Raw genomic sequence first — 22500 nt, 5'->3', positions numbered from 1 at the left:
AGCTGGCTCAAGCCCGGTGCACTTGGAATCCTCAAACTCAGGGTGTTACGCTACAACAACGAATGGGACTCTCACTGGGCGTCAAGGTTCGCGGAAGCGGCCTAACCCCCCAAGATTAGATGCTTCTGGGAGTTGCTGGTGTATCAGAAGTCGACGCCGTTGTGACGCTTGTCTTCGGCGCGCTTTGCCATCTTGGAGAGGAACTCCTGGTTGCTCTTGGTCTGCTTGAGTCCCTTGATCAGCATGTCCATCGCGCGCTCCGGCGAGTCCACGCCGTGCAGGATGCGGCGCAACCCCCACACGAACGGCGCTTCGACCTGCTCGAGCAGCATCTCTTCCTTCCGAGTTCCCGACGCAATCACGTCGATCGCAGGGAAGATGCGCTTGTCGGCCATCGAGCGGTCCAGGCGCAGCTCCATGTTGCCGGTACCCTTGAACTCCTCGAAAATCACCTCGTCCATCTTGGAGCCGGTGTCGACCAGTGCAGTCGCAAGGATCGTGAGTGACCCTCCGAACTCGATGTTGCGAGCCGCACCGAAGAATCGCTTGGGCGGATAGAGCGCTGTCGAGTCGACACCTCCCGATAGGATCCTGCCCGAGGCGGGAGTCGCGAGGTTGTAGGCCCTGGCAAGCCGAGTGATCGAATCGAGCAGGATCACCACGTCGAATCCGGACTCGACCATGCGCTTGGCGCGCTCCATAAGTAGCTCGGCGACGGCGATGTGGTTCTCGCTGGGCATATCGAAGGTCGAGGAGACGACCTCGCCCTGGATCGATCTCTGCATGTCGGTGACTTCCTCAGGGCGCTCGTCAACGAGCAGGCACATGAGGTAGACCTCTGGGTTGTTGGCCGTGATTGAGGCGGCGATATCCTTGAGGACGGTCGTCTTGCCTGCCTTAGGTGGCGAGACTATAAGACCACGCTGTCCTTTTCCGATCGGGGCCACGAGGTCCATCACCCGAGCGGTCACGAACTGAGCGCCATGCTCAAGACGCAGCCTCTCGTCCGGGTAGATCGGAGTCAGGTCTCCGAAACGCTTGCGCCCGCGTGCCTGGTCGGACGGCACACCGTTGATAGTATCGACGCGCTGCAGCGCCGCATACTTCTCGTTGTCCTTGGGTGGCCTTATCTGGCCGACGATCAGATCACCGCGTCGCAAGTCGGACCTTCTGATCTGCGACATCGAGCAGTAGACATCCGCGTCACCCGGGAGGTACCCGTTGGTGCGGATGAAGCCGTATCCTTCCGGCATCACGTCGAGGATGCCCTTGATCTCGGTGAATCCTTCCACCTTGACGCTGGCCTGCAGGACCGCCTGGACGTAATCGGCCTTCTTCTTCAGAGGCTTCAAGTCCAGAGACAGCTCAGTAGCCATAGCCTTTAGTTCGGCGACCGTCTTGGCCTCTAGTTCGGCTTGGGTAACGGTGGGCTTTGCTTCGGCAGGAGCTCCTCCACCACTACCACCACTGCTGCCGCCGCGACGTCCACGTTTACGAGGTCTAGCGCTCATGAATTCTTTACCTTCTCCCAATCAGCGAGGAATGATTCGATACCGCGGTCGGTCAGGGGATGCTTGACGCACCGCTCGAGTGTGGCCATGGGTACAGTGGCTATATCGGCACCCATCAGCGCCGACTGAAGCACGTGCTGTGGATGGCGCACAGAGGCTGCGATGACCTCGACTTGATGGCCGAAGTCATAGTTGCCGAGTGCCTGCACCACGTTGGCGAGATGCTCGATGCCATCTTCTGAGATGTCATCGAAGCGTCCCACGAAAGGCGAGACATACGCTGCGCCCGCACGTGCGGCGAGCAGCGCCTGAGGCACCGTGAAGCACAGAGTCATGTTGACGCCGATGCCCCGGTCGGCAAGGGCCTTGGTGGCTGCAAGCCCTTCGGGCATCACGGGGACCTTGACCACGACCTTCGGGTGCAACGCTGCCAGCTCGACGCCCTCTGCGATGATCCCGTCCCGGTCCAGCGAAACCGTCTCGGCAGACACGGGGCCGTCTGCGATCTCGCAGATCTTGACGATGTGGGCGTGGAAGTCCCGAAGATTGCCACCCTCCCGCGCATACAGCGTGGGGTTGGTGGTCACCCCCGCTAGCACGCCCCAGCTTGCCGCCTCCCGAATCTCATCGAGATTGGCGGTGTCCAAGAAAAACTTCACGTATCCTGCGCCTCCTTCTTACTCTCATGATCGCGGCAAATCATTGCCGCGCATCCAACTCGTCTTCGATGGCTATCCTGACAATGTGCTCGAGCACGTCGGCGACGGTCAGGTCCAGTTGATGGCTGACGATCACCGGGGTCCCATGCTCGCGAGCCAGGTCCTCGATGTAGTGTCCGAGGAGCCTGATGTTTCCGAAGTTCATCTTGTAACGCTCGAAGGGTCTGGTCCCTTCGGTCTGCACCTCTCGGATGAAGAAGTGGCTGCGATGCGAGTCCGCATCCTCCACCGCGACAACCAGCTGCACCACCCGCGCATTGCGGAAGTATCGCGGTTCGATATAACCGGGCACCAGATGGATGCCCTCCAGTACGAGGCTATCACCCTCAAGGACCGACCGCTCGATGAGTGCTTTGACTCCAGTCGTCACGACAGCAGTCTGCTCGCGGAACCCGACGATCAAAGGATTGGTGCCGTGCGGTACTGGAACTCGCAGGCTCTGCCATGCGTTGAACGCGCTCTCGTGGATCGCGGGCATAAGGTCCTTTGTAAAGATACCACGCATTACCTCTCGAATGGAATCCGTAGAAACTATTCGCGTGATTCCCAGCCTATGAGCCACCTGCGTGGCGATGGTGGACTTGCCTACTCCGGTGGTGCCGCCGATCATCACGATCAGGGGTTTGTCCAGCTTCGATATCGCGTGTAGCTGAGCCCAGCGGACGCTGTATTGGTCACCCGCCAGTCGCTCCAGGTACTCCTTCGAAAGTGTCCGGAGGCGATCCATCGTCACCGAAAGCTCTCCGGAATCCTGGAGTTCATCCTGGATGGCCTGGGCGATCGAATAGGCTTTGGCTGGGCCGAGTCCTGTCGCCATGAACGACTGCGCGAGCAAGCCTTTGGAGAATGGTAGGCCGTGTCTCTTGTCAGATAGGATGATGGTCTTTGGATCGCGGGTCATCTCGCGCTTTCCTCTTGGGATCTAGCCTGCCCGCGCGCTATGGCGGCCTCGGCGGTCTGCCTCACAGCTTCCGAGAGATCCACGTCCTTATCGACAGAGATCGGCACATTGTCGCAGAGCACCGTGGGAATGCCGCTTTCCTCGCCCAAGGTCGCGACCACGTCGATTGCGGCGGCTTTGAGCTCGGTGAGCAACAGATCGTAGCCACCATGTGCGGCACGCATGTCCTCGCGCAGCTTGTTGCGGTCGGAAAGGTGTGGGCTAGCGCCAACGACACGGCAACCGTGGACTTCCTCGAGATACTGCGTAAGCAACGGGAGCACCTCGGCCGGAGCGGTTGTCGCGAAGAACACCCTTGCGCCCTCGATGGGCTCGATCGGATTGGGGCGGAATGTCGTGGCGATGCAGCGGAGTCCCGGCGCGATGTCAGCGACCGCCTTGCGTATCGACACGATGTCGTATGCCGAAACGACCGCTTCTTCGGCGGTTGCGATGATCGCCAGATCGGTCAAGCCCATGCGGTAGGGTCCGAAATAGTCGCGAACGTAGGTCACTCCGCCTCTTGCTCCGACAACGAGGATGTTCGCGTCGGCGTGTACCGGCGGGATTGCCGCACCCGAGCCTTCCAGGACCACGAGCTCCTTGCCTAGCGTGTCGGCCAGGGCTGCACCTTCTCGAACGTTGGAGAAGAAAGTCTCGCCAGCCATCCCACCGCCACACCTGCGGCAGCCTACGGTAGTCACGCGGCTCATGACCGCATCCTCGTAGTTGTCGCTACTGGCGTGGATACCCTGACGGGCGAGTTGCAGCAGGTCGGCAGTGGTCAGCTTGACGCGCTCGCCATGGATGACCTCGGGCGTTGCGGGGCCTCCTCGGCCCATCGCCAGCACGCAGATATCACGCCCGGCTGCCGTTAGCTCGCGGGCCACGTATCCGGATATCGCGGTCTTGCCTACCCGCTTGCCCGTGCCGATCAGCCCCAGTGTCGGGGTGGTGGTCACGTGCGGCGCAGCTGGCGCACGGAAGGAGAAGTCCGCTCCGCGGTACTCGACGCCGAGCGCGATGGCGGTGCCTGCCAGTCGGAAACGGTCGGCACTGGTCACGACTGGCTCGTCGGAAAGATCGACGGCCACCTGTGGCTGATAGCGCTCGATGGCCTCACGCAGCGCTGCTTCCGCCGAAGCGGCGACGACCACTGGGACGCCGTACGGGCCCATGCCTTTCTCGAGGTCGACCTTCTCGGTCCCACCGATGAAGACCGCGGCGACGACTTCGTACTCCTTGGCAAGCCCTTCGAGGGCGAAGCGGACAACGGGTGGGTAGTGCTCGCCGTCGATAAGAGCGATTGCCCGCATCACAGCAGGTCCTCGTCGTCCGGGTGTGGCTGAAATGCCGATCCAAGCGTGCCGTCGTCACTTCGCCATCTGCAGTGCCGCTTCTCGGTGGCGGTGAAATCCTCCACGAGCACCGGGTCGGCATAGGGTTCTTTGAGCGAGACTTTGACCCTGGAGTGATCGAAGACCTCGATGATGTTGTAGCAGGGGCGGACTCCACCTCGCAGGCGGTGGGTGCAGGCGGTTCCCGCGTTCACGATGAGCATGTCTTCGAGGCGCCAGATGTTGGGGACGTGCTTATGGCCGCAAAGCACCAGGTCGCAGCCGGATCGCGCAAGCGTCTGGAGGACGTCACCGGCATCGAAGACGATGTTGCGCTCCCGACCCGTCCTGGGCACCGGAACGAGGTGGTGATGCATAGCGAGTACCTTGAATTCGTCCGGCTCGCTGAAGCGCTTCTCGATCCATCGATACCGACTCCGGCCAACGCGCCCGGAGTCCAGATCGGGCTCACTCGAATCGATCCCGATGACGCGAAGACATCCATGTGTTAGCTCCTGGCTTCTCGGGCCGAAGAACTCGGCGTAATGTTCGTCGCCCACGTTTCGGGCATCGTGATTGCCGAGGAGCACCATCTGCTGCTCGCACTCCAGTCGAGAGAGCAGCCTGTGAGCCTGCTTGAACTCCTGCCTGAACCCTTCGTCGGTCAGATCGCCGGTCACCACCACCATGTCCGGTGCGAGCTCGTTCAGCTCGTCGATGACGCGGTTGGCCAGAGACGGAATGTGATACCTGGACCCGCAATGCAGGTCAGATATGTGGGCTATGCGAATGGGCGCATCTGTGGCCATCGCGGCTCTCTTCCTATCGGCCGGACCAAATCCGGCTCATCGAGGCATTGGTTGATGGCTGGGAACGGCGAGCGACTGGCCCAGGGAGCCGATCCTCTCGAGCGAAGCGGATATCCCGAAGAGCATATCCATCAGGGGGCCATATGCGTCGATGCCGAATGTGACGATGCCGGGTTCGCCTTCGATCCCGCCAAGTTCAGCGGCGCGATCGACCGCGTCGTTGTATGTGCCGAGGCTATCGACAAGACCCTTGTCCTTGGCCTTCACGGCAGACCAAGCGAAGCCCGTGGCAAGCTCTTCGACTTCCTCCTGGGACATCCCGCGTCCTTCGACGACCATCCGGATGAACTCGTCGTAGACCACGTCGACCGATGTCTGCAGCAGCGCAACCTCCGTCGCGGTCATGGAACGGAAGGGCGAGCCGACATCCTTTGACTCTCCCGCCGTAAGGACGGTGAACTCGACGCCGATGTTGTCGATAAGCTCCTCATAGTTGGGGATCGTCATGATAACGCCGATGCTCCCAACCATCGAGGTCGGGCTGGCCATGATCTCGTCGCTTTGGGCTGCAATCATGTAGGCGCCGCTTGCAGCAACATCACCGACACTTACCACGACGGGCTTGACTTCCGAGGCGCGTGCTACCTCCATCGCGATCTCCTGAGAGGCCGCCGGTGTCCCGCCCGGGGAGTCGATCCGAAGGAGGATCGCCTTGACGCTTGGATCATCGACGGCCTGATCGAGCTGATCGATGATCATCTCAGGCGAAGCGAACTCCGAGAAACCTCCACCGCCGCCGCCAGCGATGGCACCAGTGATGTGGATGAGACCGATGTTCTCCCCAGTTGGAAGAGCGAAGTCATCGAGCGGCTGTGAGGGCACTGCGGCGAACATGATGAGCGCGCCGCAGGAGACGAACGCGCACAGCGTCAGCGCAGTGATGATTCCCACGACCCACTTCCACGTAGAGGATTTGCGGACCGGTTCCTGGAGCGCCGGGGCTGGTGGTTGCGGCGGAGCAGGGGTCTGCATCACAGGAGCTGATGGTTGCGGCGGAGCAGGGGGCTCAGCCGGAGACGCGATAGGCTGACTTGGGGCTGGAGGCTGTGCAGGTACTTGAGGATTCGAGTCTTCTGGGTTCATCGGATTTCCTAATCCCTTGGAACGGATAGGTGGAGGTGTTGCCTGCGTGATGTGTCATATATTCCCCGACTATGCCCATCCGGGTCAATATCCGGTTGGCTTCAGCCTCGACTTACTTGAGCTCCCGCGTGATCGATGCCAAGAACCAGCGGCTCTAGGCGCCCATCGGGCATCGGCCCCATCCTGGCCGCGGCCTTACCTGCCGAGGCAAGCGCAGCGGCATCATCCTCGGCGGTCACGAGGCCGATCACGGTGGGCCCGGCACCCGAGAGGACTGCGCCTAAGGCACCGGCCCGGACTAGCGATTCGATCACTCGCTCCATGTCGGGTACCGCCGATGCTCGGTACTGCTGGTGGATGCGGTCGTGCAGGCCAGCCGCGATGAGGTCGGCTCGGCCGAGGATCAACCCCGAGGCCAGCAATCCCGCCCGCGCCGCGCCGAAAGCCGCATCGGCGTGGGGCACCTGGGTCGGCACCAACCCGCGCGAAGCATCCGTCCGAAGGCGCTCCCGCGACACCACGGCGATCGCTGCGAGGCCACGGCCGGGCCTGAGCGTTGCGGCCTTGGGGCCGCCCTCATCGGCCCACGCGATCGTGAACCCGCCATAGATCGCAGGGGCGACGTTGTCCGGGTGGCCCTCGAACCGCGCCGCGATCTCGAAGAGGCGCTCCTTGGGAAGCACTCCACCGCACAGCGCATCGGCGAGCAGGACCCCTCCTGTCACCGCCGCCGCCGAGGAGCCGAGTCCGCGAGCGGAGGGGATCCGGTTCTCGCAAGTGATGTGCGCGGCTTTGGGGGCGCCTTCTACCTGCTCGAATACGGCGGCCATCGCTTTGGCGACCCGGTTGCGCCCATCGCGTGCGAAGCGCTCCTCACCCTCGCCGACGATATCGACGCACCACTTCTCGGCAGGAACAGCGGTGTACGTGTCCCATAGCGCCAGTGCCAGGCCGAAGGAGTCATACCCCGGCCCAAGGTTGGCTGAAGTAGCAGGGACGCGAACCGTCACAGGGCGCATCAGGTGGAAAGCTCCTCCACGCGCAGCACGCTCTCGAGCTTGGTCACGCACTCCAACATCGTTATCTCGTCCAGTGCTGCGTGGAACGCGCCCTCCGAGGTGCGATGGGTCACGTACACGATCTCGGCCCCGGTCTCATCGGCGGTTTTCTGGATGACCGATCCGATCGAGACATCGTTCGCGCCAAAGATCCCGGCGACAGCCGCGAGCACGCCCGGGCGGTCAGCGACCCTGAGGCGGACGTAGTAGCTCGAGGTCAGCTCGGCGGCGTTCTTCATGGGCAGCGACTCGTTGCAAGTGCATCCCACCAGGCCGAGACAACCGCCCTGGATGTGCCTCGCCACCTCGATGACGTCGCCGACGACTGCGCTTGCCGCAGGTAGCGAGCCCGCGCCCTGCCCGAAGAACATGACCTCGCCCACCGAGTCGCCCACCACGAAGATCGCGTTGTAGACTCCGCTGACGCTTGCCAGCGGGTGCGAGGCGGGGATCATCGCCGGGTGCACGCGCGCCTCGATTGCGCCATCGACCCTGCGCGCCATCGCGAGCAGCTTGATCGCATAGCCCATCTGGCGCGCGTAGGCGATGTCGGAGGGAAGGATCGAGCGGATGCCGTCGGTGGCGACCTGGTCGATGGTGATCCGCGTGTTGAAGGCGATGCTGCCTAGAATCGCGATCTTAGCCGCCGAGTCGTGCCCGTCGACATCAGCTGTGGGGTCGGCTTCGGCGTATCCGCGCTCCTGCGCCTCTGCGAGCGCCGAGGCGTAGTCGAGCCCGTCGTCGGCCATGCGGGTGAGCATGTAGTTGGTCGTCCCGTTGACGATGCCCACCACCGTCGAGATCTCGTTGGAGACGAGGCAGTGCTTGAGCGGGGAGATGATCGGGATCCCGCCGCCGACTGCGGCCTCGAACATCACGTCGACGCCGTTTTGGGCGGCCAAGTCGAGGACCTCCTGGCCGTGCTTGGCCATGAGCGCCTTGTTCGCGGTGACCACAGACTTGCCGGCCGCCAGCGCGGCGAGCACGAGGTCCTTCGCCACGCCCGTCCCGCCGATCAGTTCGACGACGACGTCGACCTCGGGATCAGCCACGACCGCAAAGGCGTCGGTGGTGAACTTGTCGGCAGGAAGGCCGAGACGCTCGGCGCACGCCGGATCTCTGTCGGCAAAGCGGACAAGCTCGATCTGTGCACCTGTTCGGCGGAGGAAATCCGCCTTGTGGCGCGCGAATATCTCCACGACTCCGGACCCGACCGTGCCAAGTCCGATCAACCCGATCCTTACAGGACGCATTGTGTCTCTCCCGTCACTCATAGTAATTTGGCTAACCCACGTCAGTGCGCATCAGGTCGTCGTATGTCTCACGACGGACCGCCCATCGCCACTGCCCATCGGCGACGAAGACGACACCGGGGCGTACCTGCTTGTTGTAGTTGCTGCTCATCGACTGGCAGTAAGCACCCGTGGCGCAGACGCACAGCACGTCGCCAACGGCCGGGCACTGCAGTTGGGCGTCGTTGACGACGATATCACCGCTCTCGCAGTGCTTGCCAGCCACCGAGCCGACCATCTCGCGCGGCTGGTCTGCCTTGTTCGCGATGAGCGTCTCATAGTGTGCGCCATAAAGCGAGGTCCGGATGTTGTCGGACATCCCGCCGTCGACAGCGACGTAGGTTCGGATGCCGGGGATCTCCTTGACCGAGCCCACCGTGTAGAGCGTCACACCGGCGTTCGCCACGATCGAGCGGCCCGGCTCGACGGCCATTCTCGGCGTGTCGATTCCATGTCGCTCGCACTCTTCCTTGATGCCATCGACGATGACCTTGCCGAACTGCTCGATCGTCGAAGGCTCATCGGGCACGCCGTACGCAACGCCGAGTCCGCCGCCGACATCGAGCAGACCGACCGCAACTCCTGTCTCCTTATGGATCTCGCACATGAACTCGACGATGACCTCGATGGCTTTGGCGAAGCTGTGCAGCGCGAAGATCTGGGAGCCGATGTGCATATGCAGCCCCTCGAACTCCAGGCCCGGAAGGGCGATGACGCGCTTGATAGCCTCCATCGCGAGCCCCTGGTTGAGCCCGAACCCGAACTTGGAGTCCTCGGCGCCGGTCATGATGAAGTCGTGGGTATCAGCGGCGACTCCGGGTGTCACGCGGACGAGGACCGCCTGCGTCACCCCGCCGGCAACGGCGAGCGCGCTCAGGCGCTCCATCTCCTCGAAATTGTCGACCACTATCCGGCCGACTCCCGCTTCGAGGCACTCGAGTAGCTCGGCTTCGGTCTTGTTGTTGCCGTGCACGTAGACGCGCTCCATGGGGAACCCTGCGCGCACCGCATAGGCCAGCTCGCCACCGCTGGAGACATCGAGGCAGCAGCCCTCTTCGGCGACTATGCGCAGCATCGCAAGGGACATGAACGCCTTGCCGGCGTAGACGACATCGACCTCGGGCCAGTGGAATCGCGTCCACTTGATGTATTCGGCGAGGCGATGGCGGATCGTCGCTTCGTCCATGACGTATAGCGCGGTGCCGGCCTCGCGGGCGAGCTCGACCATGTCGACACCGCCGATCCATAGGCGGCCATCGCGGATCTCAGCGGTATCCGGCAAGACCGCGAGCAGGTCGTGGCCGGTCTTGTGATCCGGCGCGGCCGGGGGACGTCTCTGTGCTGTGCCCATCGGGTGGACCTCCTACATCTTCTCGGGCGCGGACACGCCGATGAGGTCGAGCACGACCGAAAGCGCGATCCGGGTAGCGTCGACAGCGTACAACCTAGCAGCCGTCAGCTGCGGGTCATCGGGATCGATGACACGGCAGACGGTGTAGAACTGGTGGAAGACCGCGGCGAGTTCCTCGGCGTAGCGCGTCAGCTTGAACGGCGCGAGCTGGAGAGCGGCGATCGTGACGACCTCCTCGAACTCGGCGAGCTTGCGCATGAGCGCGAGTTCCTCGGGGGCGATGAGCAGGTGGATCGGAGCGTCGTCGGGCACGATGCGCGCGACCGTCTCGGCGATACCTGCCGAAGTGGCGCCGCCCGACCCGCCATCTGCCGAAGCACCTCCTGCAGCGAGCAGCTCCTCGCCCCTGCGCAGGATCGAGCAGATCCTGGCGTGCGCGTACTGCACGTAGTAGACGGGGTTCTCGGCGCTCTGGCTTTGCGCGAGTTCGATGTCGAAGTCGAGCGGCTGGTCGGTCGAGCGTCGCAGGAAGAAGTAGCGTGCGGCATCGCCGCCGACCTCGTCGAGCAGGTCCTCGAAGCTGACCATCTCGCCGGTGCGCTTGGACATGCGGACCGCCTCACCAGCGCGGAACAGGTTCACGAGCTGGCCGATGACGATGTCGAGCTTGCCTTCGTGGCCCAGCGCCGAAGCGGCCGCCTGCATCCGCTTCACGTAACCGTGATGATCGGCGCCCCAGATGTTGATGACGCGGTCGAACCCGCGCTCGAACTTATCGGCGTGATACGCCACGTCAGCTGCGAAGTATGTGTAGCTGCCATCGGATTTGCGCAGCACGCGGTCCTTGTCGTCGCCGAAGGCCGTGGTGCAAAACCACTTCGCGCCCTCGTGCTCGAAGATGTGGCCGCCCTCCGACAGGGCCTCGATCGCACTCTCTACCGCCGAGTCACCCGTGCCGCCGGAATCCCCCGCGCCGCCCTCGGCGTGCAAGGTGCGCTCCGAGAACCACACGTCGAAGTCGACCCCGAAGTCGTGCAGCACGCGCTTGAGGTGCGCGAGCACCTGCGTGTACGCGACCTCCTTGAAGTGGGCCTCACGTGAGGCGGGCTCGGCAGACGCCCAGCCCGGGCCTTCGGCGTCAAAGATCTCGCGCGCTATCTCGGTGATGTACGCGCCCTGGTACCACTCGGGCTCGAAATCGACCGTCTGTCCGCAGATCTCGAGGTATCGCGCGGCCACAGACTTCGCGAAGATGTCCATCTGGACGCCGACGTCGTTGATGTAGAACTCACGCTCTACGACCCAGCCAGCGTGTTCGAGCACCCGTGCCATGCTGTCGCCGAGCGCCGCCCAGCGGCCGTGCCCGACGTGCATCGGGCCCACGGGATTCGCCGAGACGAACTCGACCTGCACGCGCCGGCCTTCGCCAAGAGTCGGCGAGCCGAATGCGCGGCCCTGCGTACGCGCCTGCGCGAGGATGCGCTGCAGTGCCTCGGCGGAGAGTCGTATGTTGAGGAACCCGGGGCCCGCGACCTCGATAGCTTCGATGTCGGGATGCCCGGTCATGCGGCGGGCGATGACCTCGGCGATCTCCCTTGGAGGTGCACCGGCGGATCTCGCGAGCTGCATCGCGATGTTGGTGGCCCAGTCGCCGTGCTTGACGTCCCGGGGCCGCTCGAACTGCGGCTCGGGTATCTCCTCGATGCGAAGCTCGCCCGCCTGGGCAGCCGAGCTCAGGGCATGGCGCACCAGCTCGGTCAGGGTCTCATTCACGCGTCAGGTCTCCTCGGCAGTAAAGTGTCGGTATGAAACCTAAAGGATACCGCCAAGAGTCAGGCTCGGCAATCGGTGCGGGGCTCCTCATCCGATGAGACTTGGGGCGCGCAACAGGAATCTCTGCGCATGCACCGGCATAAAGCAACAGCTAACGCAGCGCCGAGAACGGGCGCCGTGAGGTATAGCCAGATGAATTCCATCTGCCCTGAGACCAGGGCAGGCCCTAGGGAGCGTGCCGGATTCATGGAGGCGCCCGAGACCGGCCCAGCGAACAGCGCACACAGCGCGACGGTGCCGCCTATCGCAAGCCCCGCGGTGATCCCCTTCTCGGCGGCGCCCGTGGAAACGCTCAGGATGACGAACATCAGGAGCGCCGTGATGAGCACCTCGAGCAACAGCGACTGGTGGATCGGGCCCGTTGGAAGCGTCGCACCTAGGGTCTCGGCGGCCGGAAACAGGAAGGCCACGCAAAGGCTCGCCAGCACTGCCCCGACGCACTGGCTTGCGATGTAAGGTGCGACTTCCCTGCCGGAAAACCGCCGAGCGAGGAAGAAGCCGACCGTCACAGCCGGATTGAGATGTGCTCCGGACACATCGCCGAGAGCGGCTATCATCGCGAACACGATGAGCCCGAAGGTCATCGCCACACCGACGTGAGTGACAGCGCCGTCGGCACTCACCACGATTGCGCTGGTGCCGACGAACACCAGGAAGAAAGTCCCGATCGCCTCGGCGGCGAGTCTGGTGCTAAGCGGAGTGTTCATCCTTGAGTCCCATCTGATGTGGACGTATCGTCCTCGTGACTTCGGCCACAAGTCGGGCACGTCGAGCTCCGCACTCGATTCGCTGTGAAGACCTCGGCGAATCCGGCTGCAAGAATACCGGCCGGTAGCGCGAAGAGTCCGATGCCCAGTATCGCCGGAAGGGCCCCGAATATCCGGCCGACGACCGTTATGGGATAGACATCACCGTAGCCGACGGACGTCAGCGCGGCGGCGGCCCACCACATGGCGTCGGGAATGTTGGCGAACTCATCCGGCTGGGCGTTGTGCTCCACGAAATACATCACTGTCGATGAGATGAGAAGCAGGACCATCATCGTACCGACGGCGATGGCCAGCTCTTCGCGCCTGCTGCGCAACACGACAGCGAACGTCCCCACCGCACCCGAGTACCGCCCGATCTTGAGCAGGCGGACGAGCCTGAAGAGACGGAACAGCTTGAGGATCCGCAGGTCGACCGCGAAAACCAGGGGCAGGTAAGCAGGCACTACTGCGAGCAGGTCCAAGATTCCCAGCCAGGAGAAGGCATAGCGAAGTCTGGCCCGGGTGGGTGGAATGTCCGGCGCTTCCTCGACAACAGACCAAAGGCGCAAGAGGTACTCGATCGAGAAAACCGCAACCGAGAACCACTCGAAGACAAGTAAGCCCGGGCCGATGGCAGCGTAGATTGAATCCACAGTCCCGAACACAACCGCCGCAGCGTTGGTGATGATCAGCGTCACGATGAAGATGTCTGTGATGTGGCTTTGACGGTCTCCCGGGCGCGCCACTTCTAGCAGCTCGAATGTGCGTCGCCGCATGCTTGTCCGGGTACGCATTGCGCCTTCCTGCAACTTAGTGACTCCTTTCAGCTCCTCGGCAGCGTAACGCTATGCGGAGTGTAACTCGAACAAGGTCAGTTCGGGTCGAACCCCGAAGCGGAGGCGCATCGACGAGTACCCGACTCCTCGGTTGATGTACATCCGACGGTTGCCCGATAACTCGAACTCGCCACACGTGTAGCGCTCGTTCTCGACCGGTATGAACGGCGGGCCAAAGAACGGCAGGCTCACCTGGCCTCCGTGAGTGTGACCAGCAAGTATCCATCCTTCGAAGCCATCCCAGCCTGCGCGGTCGGCGCTGTCCGGATTGTGCGTGAGCGCCATCATCGCCCGGTCGGGATCGAGTTCGGCGAGTGCCTGCCCCGGATCGAACCGCCCCGACCACAGGTCGTCCATCCCGGCGATCTGCAGCCCGGCAACGGAAATGAGCTCATTGGAGAGCACGCGTATGCCGACCCCCTCGAATGCGCCTGTGACCAGCTCCGCATGCTCCGCATCGGTCCACTCGGGCCCGTAATCGTGATTGCCGAGGACCGCGAGCGTAGCCAGTCTGCCGCGCGGCAGGTTGGTGGAAACGCGCTTCACCTCATCGACCACACCCGGATGATATGTCGCGGTCAGGTCACCGGTGATCACAACAATGTCGGGCTCCACCGCCGAGAGGGTCGCAAAAGCGTCCCCCAGAAAGGCGTCGGAGACAGGGCCGATATGGGTGTCGGCAAGGTGAGCCAGTGTGGCCCCCTCGAGTTCGCCGGGGAGATTGCGCACGGGCATCCGACGCCGGATCACCTCGAGCCAGTGGGGCTCGACGAACGACGCGTAGGCACCGACTCCCGCGGCGGCCACGAGGGCTGCCGATCCGACTATGAACTGCCGACGCGTTACCATTTGTTTCACGAAGCCTCTAGGAACTGCGAGTATCGCACCTGCAACCGCTCCGGACTGGGACGCTGGGCAAGCGAGTGCGGCAGCACGATCGGCTGATGATGCAGTGCCTGGATAGCATGAGTCAACGTGGGCCCGTCCTTCTCGGCGAGCACGTCAGGGCGCACCTCGATAACGTAATCGGGACGCAACCCGATGACCTGCCGATCGAATGCGCTGTGATGCAGAGTGCACAACGACAGTCCGTTCGCGACAACTGGTTCACCGAGAAGATCGGCATCCGGGATGATGTGAGCGGCGTCGAGCAGCTCTTCATGACGAAGGCTACAGAAGGCACATTTACGCCGATATGCCTCCAGCACTCGTTCCCTAAACGAGCGCTGGTGCATCCGAACTCGCACTTGAGCGGCTGCGTAGCGCCTCAAGACCGGATCGGCCTCCGCTGCGGCAAGTTCTGACCAGGCGGAACCGAACAGGTGAGCAGATTCTGCGGCTTCGACGTCCACGGTAACCGTCAGTCGCGCAGGATCATCCGCGATCACATAAACGGGCCACGTCGCCATGTACCGACCTTTCGCGACACCATGGAAGTAGACGAGCGGCAGTCGTTGTTCCATCACATACCGCAGACTGCGGTTCTGATAGTGGGCGGGATCAGTGCCACGGTATCGGTATCGAAGCAGACCGTCGTCGCCGAGCAGGTCATCGTAGGGACCTGAGGGTGCAGTCGTAATGGATATTGGTGAAGTCATGACTTTGGGCTTGAATATCCCCTGCGGGCCCACGAGTGGGACGCGAACTCCTCGGAGGGTGAGGCCCCGCTCGATGAGGTGGCGTGGCAGCACGTCACCATGGATGGCGACCTGATCCGCTAACCAGCCGAAGGCTGCATGCCGCACAAATGAATCGTCGATGCCACCCACCTCCGATCATGATGACCAGAACTCCTTGGGAGCCCAGCATAGCACGGCCACAGGCGAAGCAGACCAGGTCCGAGAGTTGCTGGCGCAAGCGCGGCGGACGCCAGATCTCACGGAGAAGTGATCGACCCGCGCAAGATCTTCTCGAGCGCTTTGCCCTTGGCTAGCTCGTCGATCAGCTTGTCCAGGTATCGAATCTGCTGCATCAGTGGATCCTCTATCTCCTCGACCCTGACGCCGCACACGACACCCATGATCAGCGCACTGTTCGGATTCATGGCCGGAGCCTGTGCGAAGAAGGCCTCAAAATCGACGCCCCGCTCGATCTGCCGCCGCAAGCCGGCTTCGTCGTACCCGGTCAGCCAGCAGATGATCCGATCGACCTCGTCTTTCGTGCGGTTCTTCTTCTCCGCCTTCTGAACATAAAGCGGATAGACCTTGCGAAACTCCATCGCGAAGATCCGATGCCCGGTCATCTGCGCTCCTTTCCGGCTGAGCCCGGCGCCACGGCTCCCCGCCGAAGCCATCGCTGCCCATCCCAGATGAGGTCAGCCTTGTGCGTCAGCATCATGATGAACTCCTCGCGCTCCAAAGGTGATATCAGGGTGAGATGCAGCGGGCCCCGTCCGGTTCTGATCGCGAGTCGATCCACCGAAAGCGCCGCCGATGAAAGCAGGTTGCGGGTCGGGTGGATCTCCAAAATCGAATCGTACCGAATCCGCTGACGAACGACCCCGAACCTGACGAGCAAATGGTCATCTTCGATAGCGTAGCGTGTCGGAATGACGAGCAGCCCGTAGACCGCCAGTACGATGGCGATGCCGACCGTGGCTGCGATGGATCCCTCCACATCACCGTGAAAGAGGGCGACCATCGCTCCCGTGAGTTGAATCAGCGGCAGTATCACCAATATCGCCGCGATCCACCAATCGATCTTCGAGTCGAACCAACGCTGACTGTCTAGGGACACGCTGATCCTCTCAGGTTCGCATGGGTGAAGACTCCCTGCGCTGTAGCGCCGTCTTCATGCCACACAATAACACCTACTCCTGGCATCGCCCTATCAATCGGCCCTTCGCGGCACCCGCCCGATCCGCCCGCGTCCTCAAGGGGTATACTAAGGCTGACGCTTCACATACGTGCAGAGAGGGCAACCATGGAATCCAAGCATGCGATCAAGTTGGCGGTCACCATCATTGCGGGAGTGCTGCTCATCTTCGGCTTGAGTGGGTGCCAGATGGCCACCGAAGTCGCCGAGCAAGAAGCAGAGCGTGCGATTGAGGATGTCACTGGTGGGCAGGTCGAACTCGACGCACCTGCAGGGCAGTTGCCCGAAGGCTTCCCAGAGGACGTTCCGGTCTACGATCCCGCCACTATCGAGCTTTCTTCCTCGATGACCCAAGAAGGAGCCACCGTGTTCCTTGTGACCCTGCTGACGGACGACCCACTCCAGGATGTCATCGACTGGCACACTGCCGAGTGGGAGACCAGAGGCTGGACCGTCGACTATGAGATGACGCAGGGGTCGGGAGACGCGATGACCGCTTCGTTCACTGTGTCGAAGGGCCAGATCGAGAACATCGTCGTCCTCTCAGTGGTGGAGGGACAGACCAACATCGCCCATCAGGTGTTCGTGAGCCCCTAAGCCCATCAGCGGTGATAAGGCTCGTTCCGGCTGATCTTGAAGGCGCGATATAGCTGCTCCAGCAGAAGGACCCTTACAAGCTGGTGCGGTATCGTCATGGGCCCCAGCGACATGCGTTCGTCGGCTCGATCGAGAACAGCGCGAGACATCCCGGCTGCCCCGCCGATGACGAAGGCTACGGAGCTACGTCCGCCCAGCGCCAGGTCCTCCAGGTGGCGTGCGAAGCCGACGCTGTCACGCGAGGTGCCCGAGATTTCGAGCGCGATGACATGCGCACTCGGTGGGATCGCCTTGAGGATCGCGGCGCCTTCCTCGGCAAGTGCGGTTGCCTCGTCGCGGGATACGTCGCGGTCAGGCACCTCCGTCACACTCACGGTTGCGTAGGGTTCCAGCCGCTTGAGGTACTCGGCGGCGGCATCGCGGAACCACGTCTCCTTGAGCTTGCCGACAGCGATGACCGTAAGGCGCATCACCTGATGAGGCCGGCGTCCGATTCGAGCACGACTTCGAGTTCGATCTCGGTGTCCCCTCGGACGACTACAACTTGGGATGTATCGCCGATCTGCCGCGCGCGGATTGCGGCGAAGACATCCTCGGCACCCCTGATGTCGCGATCGTCGATGCGGATGATGATGTCGCCTCGCTCGATGCCGCCGTCATCGGCCGGGGAGTCAGGCTCCACAAAACGCACCAGCGCACCGCGATTGATAGGCACGCTGAACTCGGCGGCCGTGGCCCGATCGATGCTCAGCGTGGAGACCCCCATGAAGGGATGGACCGCGCGGCCGGTCTCGATGAGCTGCACCGCTACGTCCATCGCCGAATCGACCGGGATCGCAAAGCCGATACCCGCCGATTGCGGAGCCCCCACGGCACCCGCCGGCGACTGGATGAGGGTGTTGATGCCTATCAGGCGACCTTCGGCATCGAGCAGCGCACCCCCAGAGTTGCCGGGATTGATCGCTGCGTCGGTCTGGATCAGGTTGGTGTAGGCGGTGATGTCGCGGGGTCCCTCGGTGACGCTCGAACGCTGCAGAGCCGAGACGATCCCGGTGGTGACGGTCTTCTCCAGCCCGAAGGGGCTTCCCACAGCGACCACGAACTGCCCCACGCGCAGCTCCGCCGAGGAGCCGATGTCAGCTACGGGGTACGGGCCACCGTCGATCTTGAGGACTGCAAGGTCGGTCGACGGGTCGACTCCTGCCACGCGGGACACCTCGACGTCATCGATGCCGACGGTCACGATGATCCTGTACGCACCCTCGATGACGTGGAAGTTCGTGAGGATGTAGCCTTCTTCGCGGATGATCACTCCGCTGCCGTTGCTCGTCTCTCGAGTGACGGTTCCGCCGGTGACGGGGTCACGGAAGACCTCTTCGATCCTGACGTTGACCACGCTGGGGGTCGCCTTGGCGGCGACAGCAGCGGCGATGTCGATATCCTGACCAGGCTCGATGACTATGGGTGCCACGGTCTGCTCATCCCCGGGGGGTCCGGGCGCGTATCGCTGGATTCCGGGCCACAGGCCGATCACCCACACCAATGCCGCAGCGGTCAACACACCGCCCGCCATAGCGCCGAACGACGCCGCTAGGACGACGGTGACACCTGACCAGCGCTTCTCAGTAGCGGGCTCCTCGCAAGGCTCATCGGACTCCTGGTCGCCCGTGTACTCGCAGATGGGAAGCGGGCCCGTGACCACCCTGTACGCCGGGCTCACAGGGGGCTCGGTAGGCTGCTCGCGGTCTCTATCCTCGGGCTCTTGTTGAAGCATCGGCATTTCCTTCGCTGGTTCGTTCAGACATGCGGGTTCTTGTATCCCGGATGATATCAGCGATAAGCGTGCCGAAGAAACACCTCGCTCGCGCCTACACCCAGCCCAGCGCGCGCATCACCAGCGAAGCCCCGACGCCGACAGCCACCGTGGCGACCAGCGCGATCGCAAGCGCTGCGTCGGCTGTCCGCGAGACGGCGACTTCGCCGGCCGGTCGGTCTGGGGCTTCCTCGGCAGATGCGAGGAACATCGCCCGCACGATCCTGAAGTAGTAAGCCGCCGAGATGATGCTCGTGGCCACTCCAATCAACACGAGCCACGCCAGGCCAGCCTGAAGGCCGGTCTGGAACAGGTACAGCTTGCCGAAGAACCCGGCGAGCGGCGGTATGCCGATCAGTGAGACGAGCCACGTGAGCATCGCCCACGCGACCCAGGGGCGGCGGGTCGCAAGTCCGGTCATGTCTGCGACCGAATCGCCCTCCTCGGCGACTACGAGCATGATCGCGAGTGACGGGATCGAGTATGCGATCGCGTAGAAGATGGTGGCGAGGTAGCCTTCCTGCGCGCCTCCGAGAGCGACGGCCCCTGCGAGTCCGATCAGCAGGTAGCCGGTGTGTGCGACGCCGGAGTACGCCATCAGCCTGCGGGTGTCGGTCTGGCCAAGGGCCGAGAGGTTGCCAAGAAGCATTGAAGCGGCTGCGGCGAATGCGAGCACCAGCATGATCCCCGGGATTCCCTGGAACACTTGGACCAGGTGGATGAGAACCAGCACTCCGGCCATCTTGGGGACGGTGGAGACAAAGGCCACCGAGGCGGCCGGTGCGCCAGCGTACGAGTCCGGTGCCCAGAAGTGGAACGGCGCTGCGGAGAGTTTCGCGAACAAGCCGACCATCGTCAGGACCGCGGCGATGAGCCCGAGTGTGCCGGTGCCCGGCAGGGCCTCGGCGATCTGGCCGAAGTGGGTGGTGCCGGTCAGCCCGTAGAGGAACGACAAGCCGTAAAGCATTATCAGGCTAGTGAGCATCGAGAGCAGGAAGTACTTGAGTGCCCCCTCAAGGCCGTGGATATCGCGTCGGCGGTAGCCCATGAGCATGTAGGCCGGTATCGTCGCCAGCTCAAGCGCGATGAACATGGTGATCAGCTCGGTGGTGTGCGTCAGAAGGAGCGCGCCCGTCACGCTGAAAAGTGCCATCGCGACGGCTTCTCGGCTTCGCTCGCCCTGGTAGCCTCTCGACGACAGCCACAGCAGCCAGACAGCGGTGAGCAGTAGGATCGCCGCGCGCATGACGCTCGCAGTCGTACTCGAGGTCAGCAGTCCGCCGAAGATCGCCTCGCCCGGGGTTGCGAGCCACGCCGCTACAGCGGCACCGACGCACAGCCCCGCGCACAGGAGGGCCGTCGTGCGATCCTTGCCCGGCAGCATGTTGCCGAAGAGCGCGATCAGCGCGCCCACGGTTACGATGACCTCAGGGGCTATGAGCCAGTAGCCTGTCATCGACTAAACTCCCATGCCCGTAAGTATCGTCTGTACCGCCGGGGTCACATAGCGCAGAAGCAGCGACCAGAAGACTCCCAGCGCTACGATAAGCACCACAAGCGGCGCGAGCATCGCAATCTCGAAGACCGTCAGGTCGCGAATCTTGGCGACCGCACCCTTCGCCTCACCCATGACGGTGCGCTGGACCATCCACAGCATGTACGCTGCGGCTAGAAGCACTCCAACCGCCGAGATGATCACGAGGCCCGGCCACAGATCCGACCTCCACGCACCCAGAAGCGTCAGAAGCTCGCCGGGAAAGCCTGCCAGTCCCGGCAGGCCCAGCGACGCGATTGACGCAAACGCCAGTAGGCCGCCAGCGATGGGCGTCTGGCTCGAGAGACCGTTGATCTCCGAGATGACCCGAGTATGGGTGCGCTCGTAGACCATCCCGACCAGCATGAACATCATGCCCGTGATCAACCCGTGGGCGACCATGACGAACACGGCTCCGTCGAGACCCTCCTGGGTCCCCGATGCGATCCCGAGCATCACGAAGCCCATGTGCGAGACGCTGGAGTAGGCCACGAGCTTCTTCATGTCGGTCTGCGCGAATGCCACCGCCGCCCCGTACACGATGGAGACAGTCGCCAGGATACCCAGCGTCCACATCCAGAACTGCGATGCGGCCGCATCGGGCATTATCGGCAGGGAGATACGGATGAAGCCGTAGGTGCCCATCTTGAGCAGGATTCCCGCGAGCAGCACCGAGCCAGCGGTCGGCGCCTCGACGTGCGCATCAGGCAACCAAGTGTGCAGCGGGAAAACCGGCACCTTGACCGCGAAGCCAAGGAAGAAGGCTGCGAATATCCAGAACTGCAAGTTGTAGGAGAGCGCGGTGTCGGGGTTGGAGGCCAGTGCGGTGAGTTCGGCGATGTTGAAACTCCCCTGTGTGATGTAGAGCGCTATGATGCCCACGAGCATGAACACGGAGCCTGCGAGCGTGTAAAGGAAGAACTTGATCGCAGCGTACTCCCGCCGAGCGCCGCCCCAAATGGCGATCAGGAAGTACATCGGCACCAAGACGAGCTCCCAGAACAGATAGAAGAGCACGAAATCGAGCGCCGCGAAAACGCCGTTCATTCCAACAGCAAGAAGCTGGATCATCGTGAAGTAGAAGGCGGGTCGATGGTCGATCTTCCAGCTCACAAGGATGGCGAGTACCGTGAGAAGCGTTGACAGGGCGATAATCGGCATCGATATGCCGTCCACAGCCAAGTGGTACTCGATCCCGACCTGCGGGACCCACGGGACGCGCTCGACGAACTGGTAGCCGCCGTTCACGTCGAATATCGCCAGCGCCCAGGAGGCCAGTCCTAGCGTCGCCACGCTGAACACAAGTGCCACCACACGCGGAGCGGTGGGCCTGGTTCGAGGCATCAGCGCCGTTACGATGGCGCCGACCAGTGGCAAGAACACGATCAGCGAAAGCAATGGGACCACGGCTTTACCCCTTCACCACTACGAAGACTAGTAACAATACGACCGCGACAAGCGCGAGCTGTTGATAGGTCTGGATTCGGCCGCTCTGAATCGACCTTGCACGCTTGCCGAATGCCCAGATTGCGGCGGCAACGCCATTGACTCCACCGTCGACCGCGCGGTCATCGAACCTCCACGATACCCTAGCGACGGCATTCCAAGCCTTGGCGGCGCCATCGACCAGCCAGTCGATACGCGAGATGTCGAACACCGAGAGGCCCGAAGCCGCCCGCGTGAAGGGCCGCACCGCCAGGCGCTGGTACATCTCATCGAAGTACAGCTTCGCGACAAGCGCCGAGTAGACCGCGCCCAACCGGGCTTTCACCGCGCCGGTGTCGATCTCGCCGCCCTTTCGGCCGTAGGCCCACCAGCCAGCCGCAAGGCCCGCTACGGCAACCGCCGAGGAGACGGCAGCGACCACCAGGTCAGGCCAAGGAATCTTGTACCCGAGAAAATCCCCGAGTGTGGGGCCGAAGAAGCCGATCACCGCGGTGATTGCGGCCAAGACGCACATGGGTGCGAGCTTGCCGACTTTGGCCTCGTGTAACCCTTTCGCCTGAGGCTTGCGTGTGAAGACCCTGAACCAGAGGCGCGCCACGTAGAATGCGGTGATGAAGCCGGCGAACAGTGCTCCGGCAGCGGCTAGATAATGTCCGTCCTTCGTGAGCACGAGGATGATCTCGTCTTTGGACCAGAAGCCCGAGAACGGGAAGATGCC

The 22500-nt window shown here is 62.9% G+C and carries 21 protein-coding genes and 1 pseudogene; 1 reads left to right on the top strand and 21 read right to left on the bottom strand.

The genetic code is table 11. The features are described 5' to 3' along the window. Positions 1 to 143 precede the first annotated feature (143 nt). The 16 genes and pseudogenes from rho to M1617_01465 form a co-directional block, all read right to left on the bottom strand. A pseudogene (gene rho, locus M1617_01540) lies at positions 144 to 1433 on the bottom strand (transcription termination factor Rho). A gap of 74 nt (positions 1434 to 1507) precedes the next feature. Then, positions 1508 to 2170 (bottom strand): fructose-6-phosphate aldolase, encoded by a 663-nt coding sequence (fsa, locus tag M1617_01535; GenBank protein MCL5886975.1) that lies wholly within the window; start codon positions 2168 to 2170, stop codon positions 1508 to 1510. Positions 2171 to 2210: 40 nt separating this feature from the next. Then, positions 2211 to 3131: a hypothetical protein gene (locus M1617_01530; GenBank protein MCL5886974.1), complete on the bottom strand. Its 921-nt coding sequence runs from the start codon at positions 3129 to 3131 to the stop codon at positions 2211 to 2213. After that, a complete protein-coding gene (locus tag M1617_01525; protein MCL5886973.1) occupies positions 3128 to 4489 on the bottom strand; it encodes a 2,3-diphosphoglycerate synthetase in 1362 nt (453 codons plus the stop codon). Before M1617_01525 ends, M1617_01530 begins: the two co-directional genes overlap by 4 nt. Further along, on the bottom strand, positions 4486 to 5316 hold the full coding sequence (locus M1617_01520) for a metallophosphoesterase (GenBank protein ID MCL5886972.1): 831 nt from the start codon (positions 5314 to 5316) through the stop codon (positions 4486 to 4488). The genes M1617_01525 and M1617_01520 overlap by 4 nt, the downstream gene beginning before the upstream one ends. Positions 5317 to 5352: 36 nt before the next feature. Further along, positions 5353 to 6267 (bottom strand): signal peptide peptidase SppA, encoded by a 915-nt coding sequence (sppA, locus tag M1617_01515; protein MCL5886971.1) that lies wholly within the window; start codon positions 6265 to 6267, stop codon positions 5353 to 5355. A 293-nt stretch (positions 6268 to 6560) separates the two neighbouring features. Next, positions 6561 to 7478 carry a homoserine kinase gene (gene thrB, locus M1617_01510; protein ID MCL5886970.1) on the bottom strand — a complete coding sequence of 306 codons (918 nt, stop codon included), beginning with the start codon at positions 7476 to 7478 and terminating at the stop codon, positions 6561 to 6563. Continuing rightward, the gene (locus M1617_01505; GenBank protein ID MCL5886969.1) at positions 7478 to 8770 is read right to left on the bottom strand and encodes a homoserine dehydrogenase; all 1293 of its coding nucleotides are present in this window, start codon (positions 8768 to 8770) and stop codon (positions 7478 to 7480) included. Before M1617_01505 ends, thrB begins: the two co-directional genes overlap by 1 nt. A gap of 31 nt (positions 8771 to 8801) precedes the next feature. Beyond that, positions 8802 to 10160: a diaminopimelate decarboxylase gene (lysA, locus tag M1617_01500; GenBank protein MCL5886968.1), complete on the bottom strand. Its 1359-nt coding sequence runs from the start codon at positions 10158 to 10160 to the stop codon at positions 8802 to 8804. A 12-nt stretch (positions 10161 to 10172) separates the two neighbouring features. After that, positions 10173 to 11933, bottom strand: a complete 1761-nt coding sequence (argS, locus tag M1617_01495; GenBank protein ID MCL5886967.1) for an arginine--tRNA ligase — start codon at positions 11931 to 11933, stop codon at positions 10173 to 10175. A 59-nt stretch (positions 11934 to 11992) separates the two neighbouring features. Further along, positions 11993 to 12700 (bottom strand): aquaporin, encoded by a 708-nt coding sequence (locus M1617_01490; GenBank protein MCL5886966.1) that lies wholly within the window; start codon positions 12698 to 12700, stop codon positions 11993 to 11995. Then, a complete protein-coding gene (locus M1617_01485) occupies positions 12697 to 13551 on the bottom strand; it encodes an ion transporter (GenBank protein MCL5886965.1) in 855 nt (284 codons plus the stop codon). The genes M1617_01490 and M1617_01485 overlap by 4 nt, the downstream gene beginning before the upstream one ends. 36 nt (positions 13552 to 13587) lie before the next feature. Further along, complete coding sequence (locus tag M1617_01480) at positions 13588 to 14427, bottom strand: metallophosphoesterase (protein MCL5886964.1); 840 nt, start codon at positions 14425 to 14427, stop codon at positions 13588 to 13590. Positions 14428 to 14432: 5 nt separating this feature from the next. Then, on the bottom strand, positions 14433 to 15323 hold the full coding sequence (locus M1617_01475; protein ID MCL5886963.1) for an HNH endonuclease: 891 nt from the start codon (positions 15321 to 15323) through the stop codon (positions 14433 to 14435). 131 nt (positions 15324 to 15454) lie between these two features. Further along, entirely contained in the window at positions 15455 to 15820 is a 366-nt protein-coding gene (locus M1617_01470) for a DUF2200 domain-containing protein (GenBank protein ID MCL5886962.1), read from the bottom strand. After that, complete coding sequence (locus M1617_01465) at positions 15817 to 16314, bottom strand: PH domain-containing protein (GenBank protein MCL5886961.1); 498 nt, start codon at positions 16312 to 16314, stop codon at positions 15817 to 15819. The genes M1617_01470 and M1617_01465 overlap by 4 nt, the downstream gene beginning before the upstream one ends. A 186-nt stretch (positions 16315 to 16500) precedes the next feature. Here M1617_01465 and M1617_01460 point away from each other — a divergent pair, with 186 nt between their 5' ends. Further along, entirely contained in the window at positions 16501 to 16989 is a 489-nt protein-coding gene (locus M1617_01460) for a hypothetical protein (GenBank protein ID MCL5886960.1), read from the top strand. 5 nt (positions 16990 to 16994) lie between these two features. Here M1617_01460 and rlmH read toward each other — a convergent pair whose 3' ends face one another. The 5 genes from rlmH to M1617_01435 all read right to left on the bottom strand — a co-directional run. Beyond that, on the bottom strand, positions 16995 to 17459 hold the full coding sequence (gene rlmH, locus M1617_01455) for a 23S rRNA (pseudouridine(1915)-N(3))-methyltransferase RlmH (protein MCL5886959.1): 465 nt from the start codon (positions 17457 to 17459) through the stop codon (positions 16995 to 16997). Next, positions 17459 to 18763 (bottom strand): trypsin-like peptidase domain-containing protein, encoded by a 1305-nt coding sequence (locus tag M1617_01450; GenBank protein MCL5886958.1) that lies wholly within the window; start codon positions 18761 to 18763, stop codon positions 17459 to 17461. The genes rlmH and M1617_01450 overlap by 1 nt, the downstream gene beginning before the upstream one ends. Before the next feature lie 94 nt (positions 18764 to 18857). Beyond that, entirely contained in the window at positions 18858 to 20258 is a 1401-nt protein-coding gene (locus M1617_01445) for an NADH-quinone oxidoreductase subunit N (protein ID MCL5886957.1), read from the bottom strand. A 3-nt stretch (positions 20259 to 20261) separates the two neighbouring features. Continuing rightward, entirely contained in the window at positions 20262 to 21743 is a 1482-nt protein-coding gene (locus M1617_01440; GenBank protein MCL5886956.1) for an NADH-quinone oxidoreductase subunit M, read from the bottom strand. A 4-nt stretch (positions 21744 to 21747) separates the two neighbouring features. Continuing rightward, a partial coding sequence (locus M1617_01435) for a hypothetical protein (protein ID MCL5886955.1) occupies positions 21748 to 22500 on the bottom strand: 753 nt, incomplete at its 5' end.

It is taken from the genome of Actinomycetota bacterium (genome assembly GCA_023488435.1).
Taxonomy (GTDB): domain Bacteria; phylum Actinomycetota; class Coriobacteriia; order Anaerosomatales; family UBA912; genus UBA912.
The sequence above is the reverse complement of the archived record's forward strand: the minus strand, read 5'-3'. Positions and strand labels throughout refer to the sequence as shown.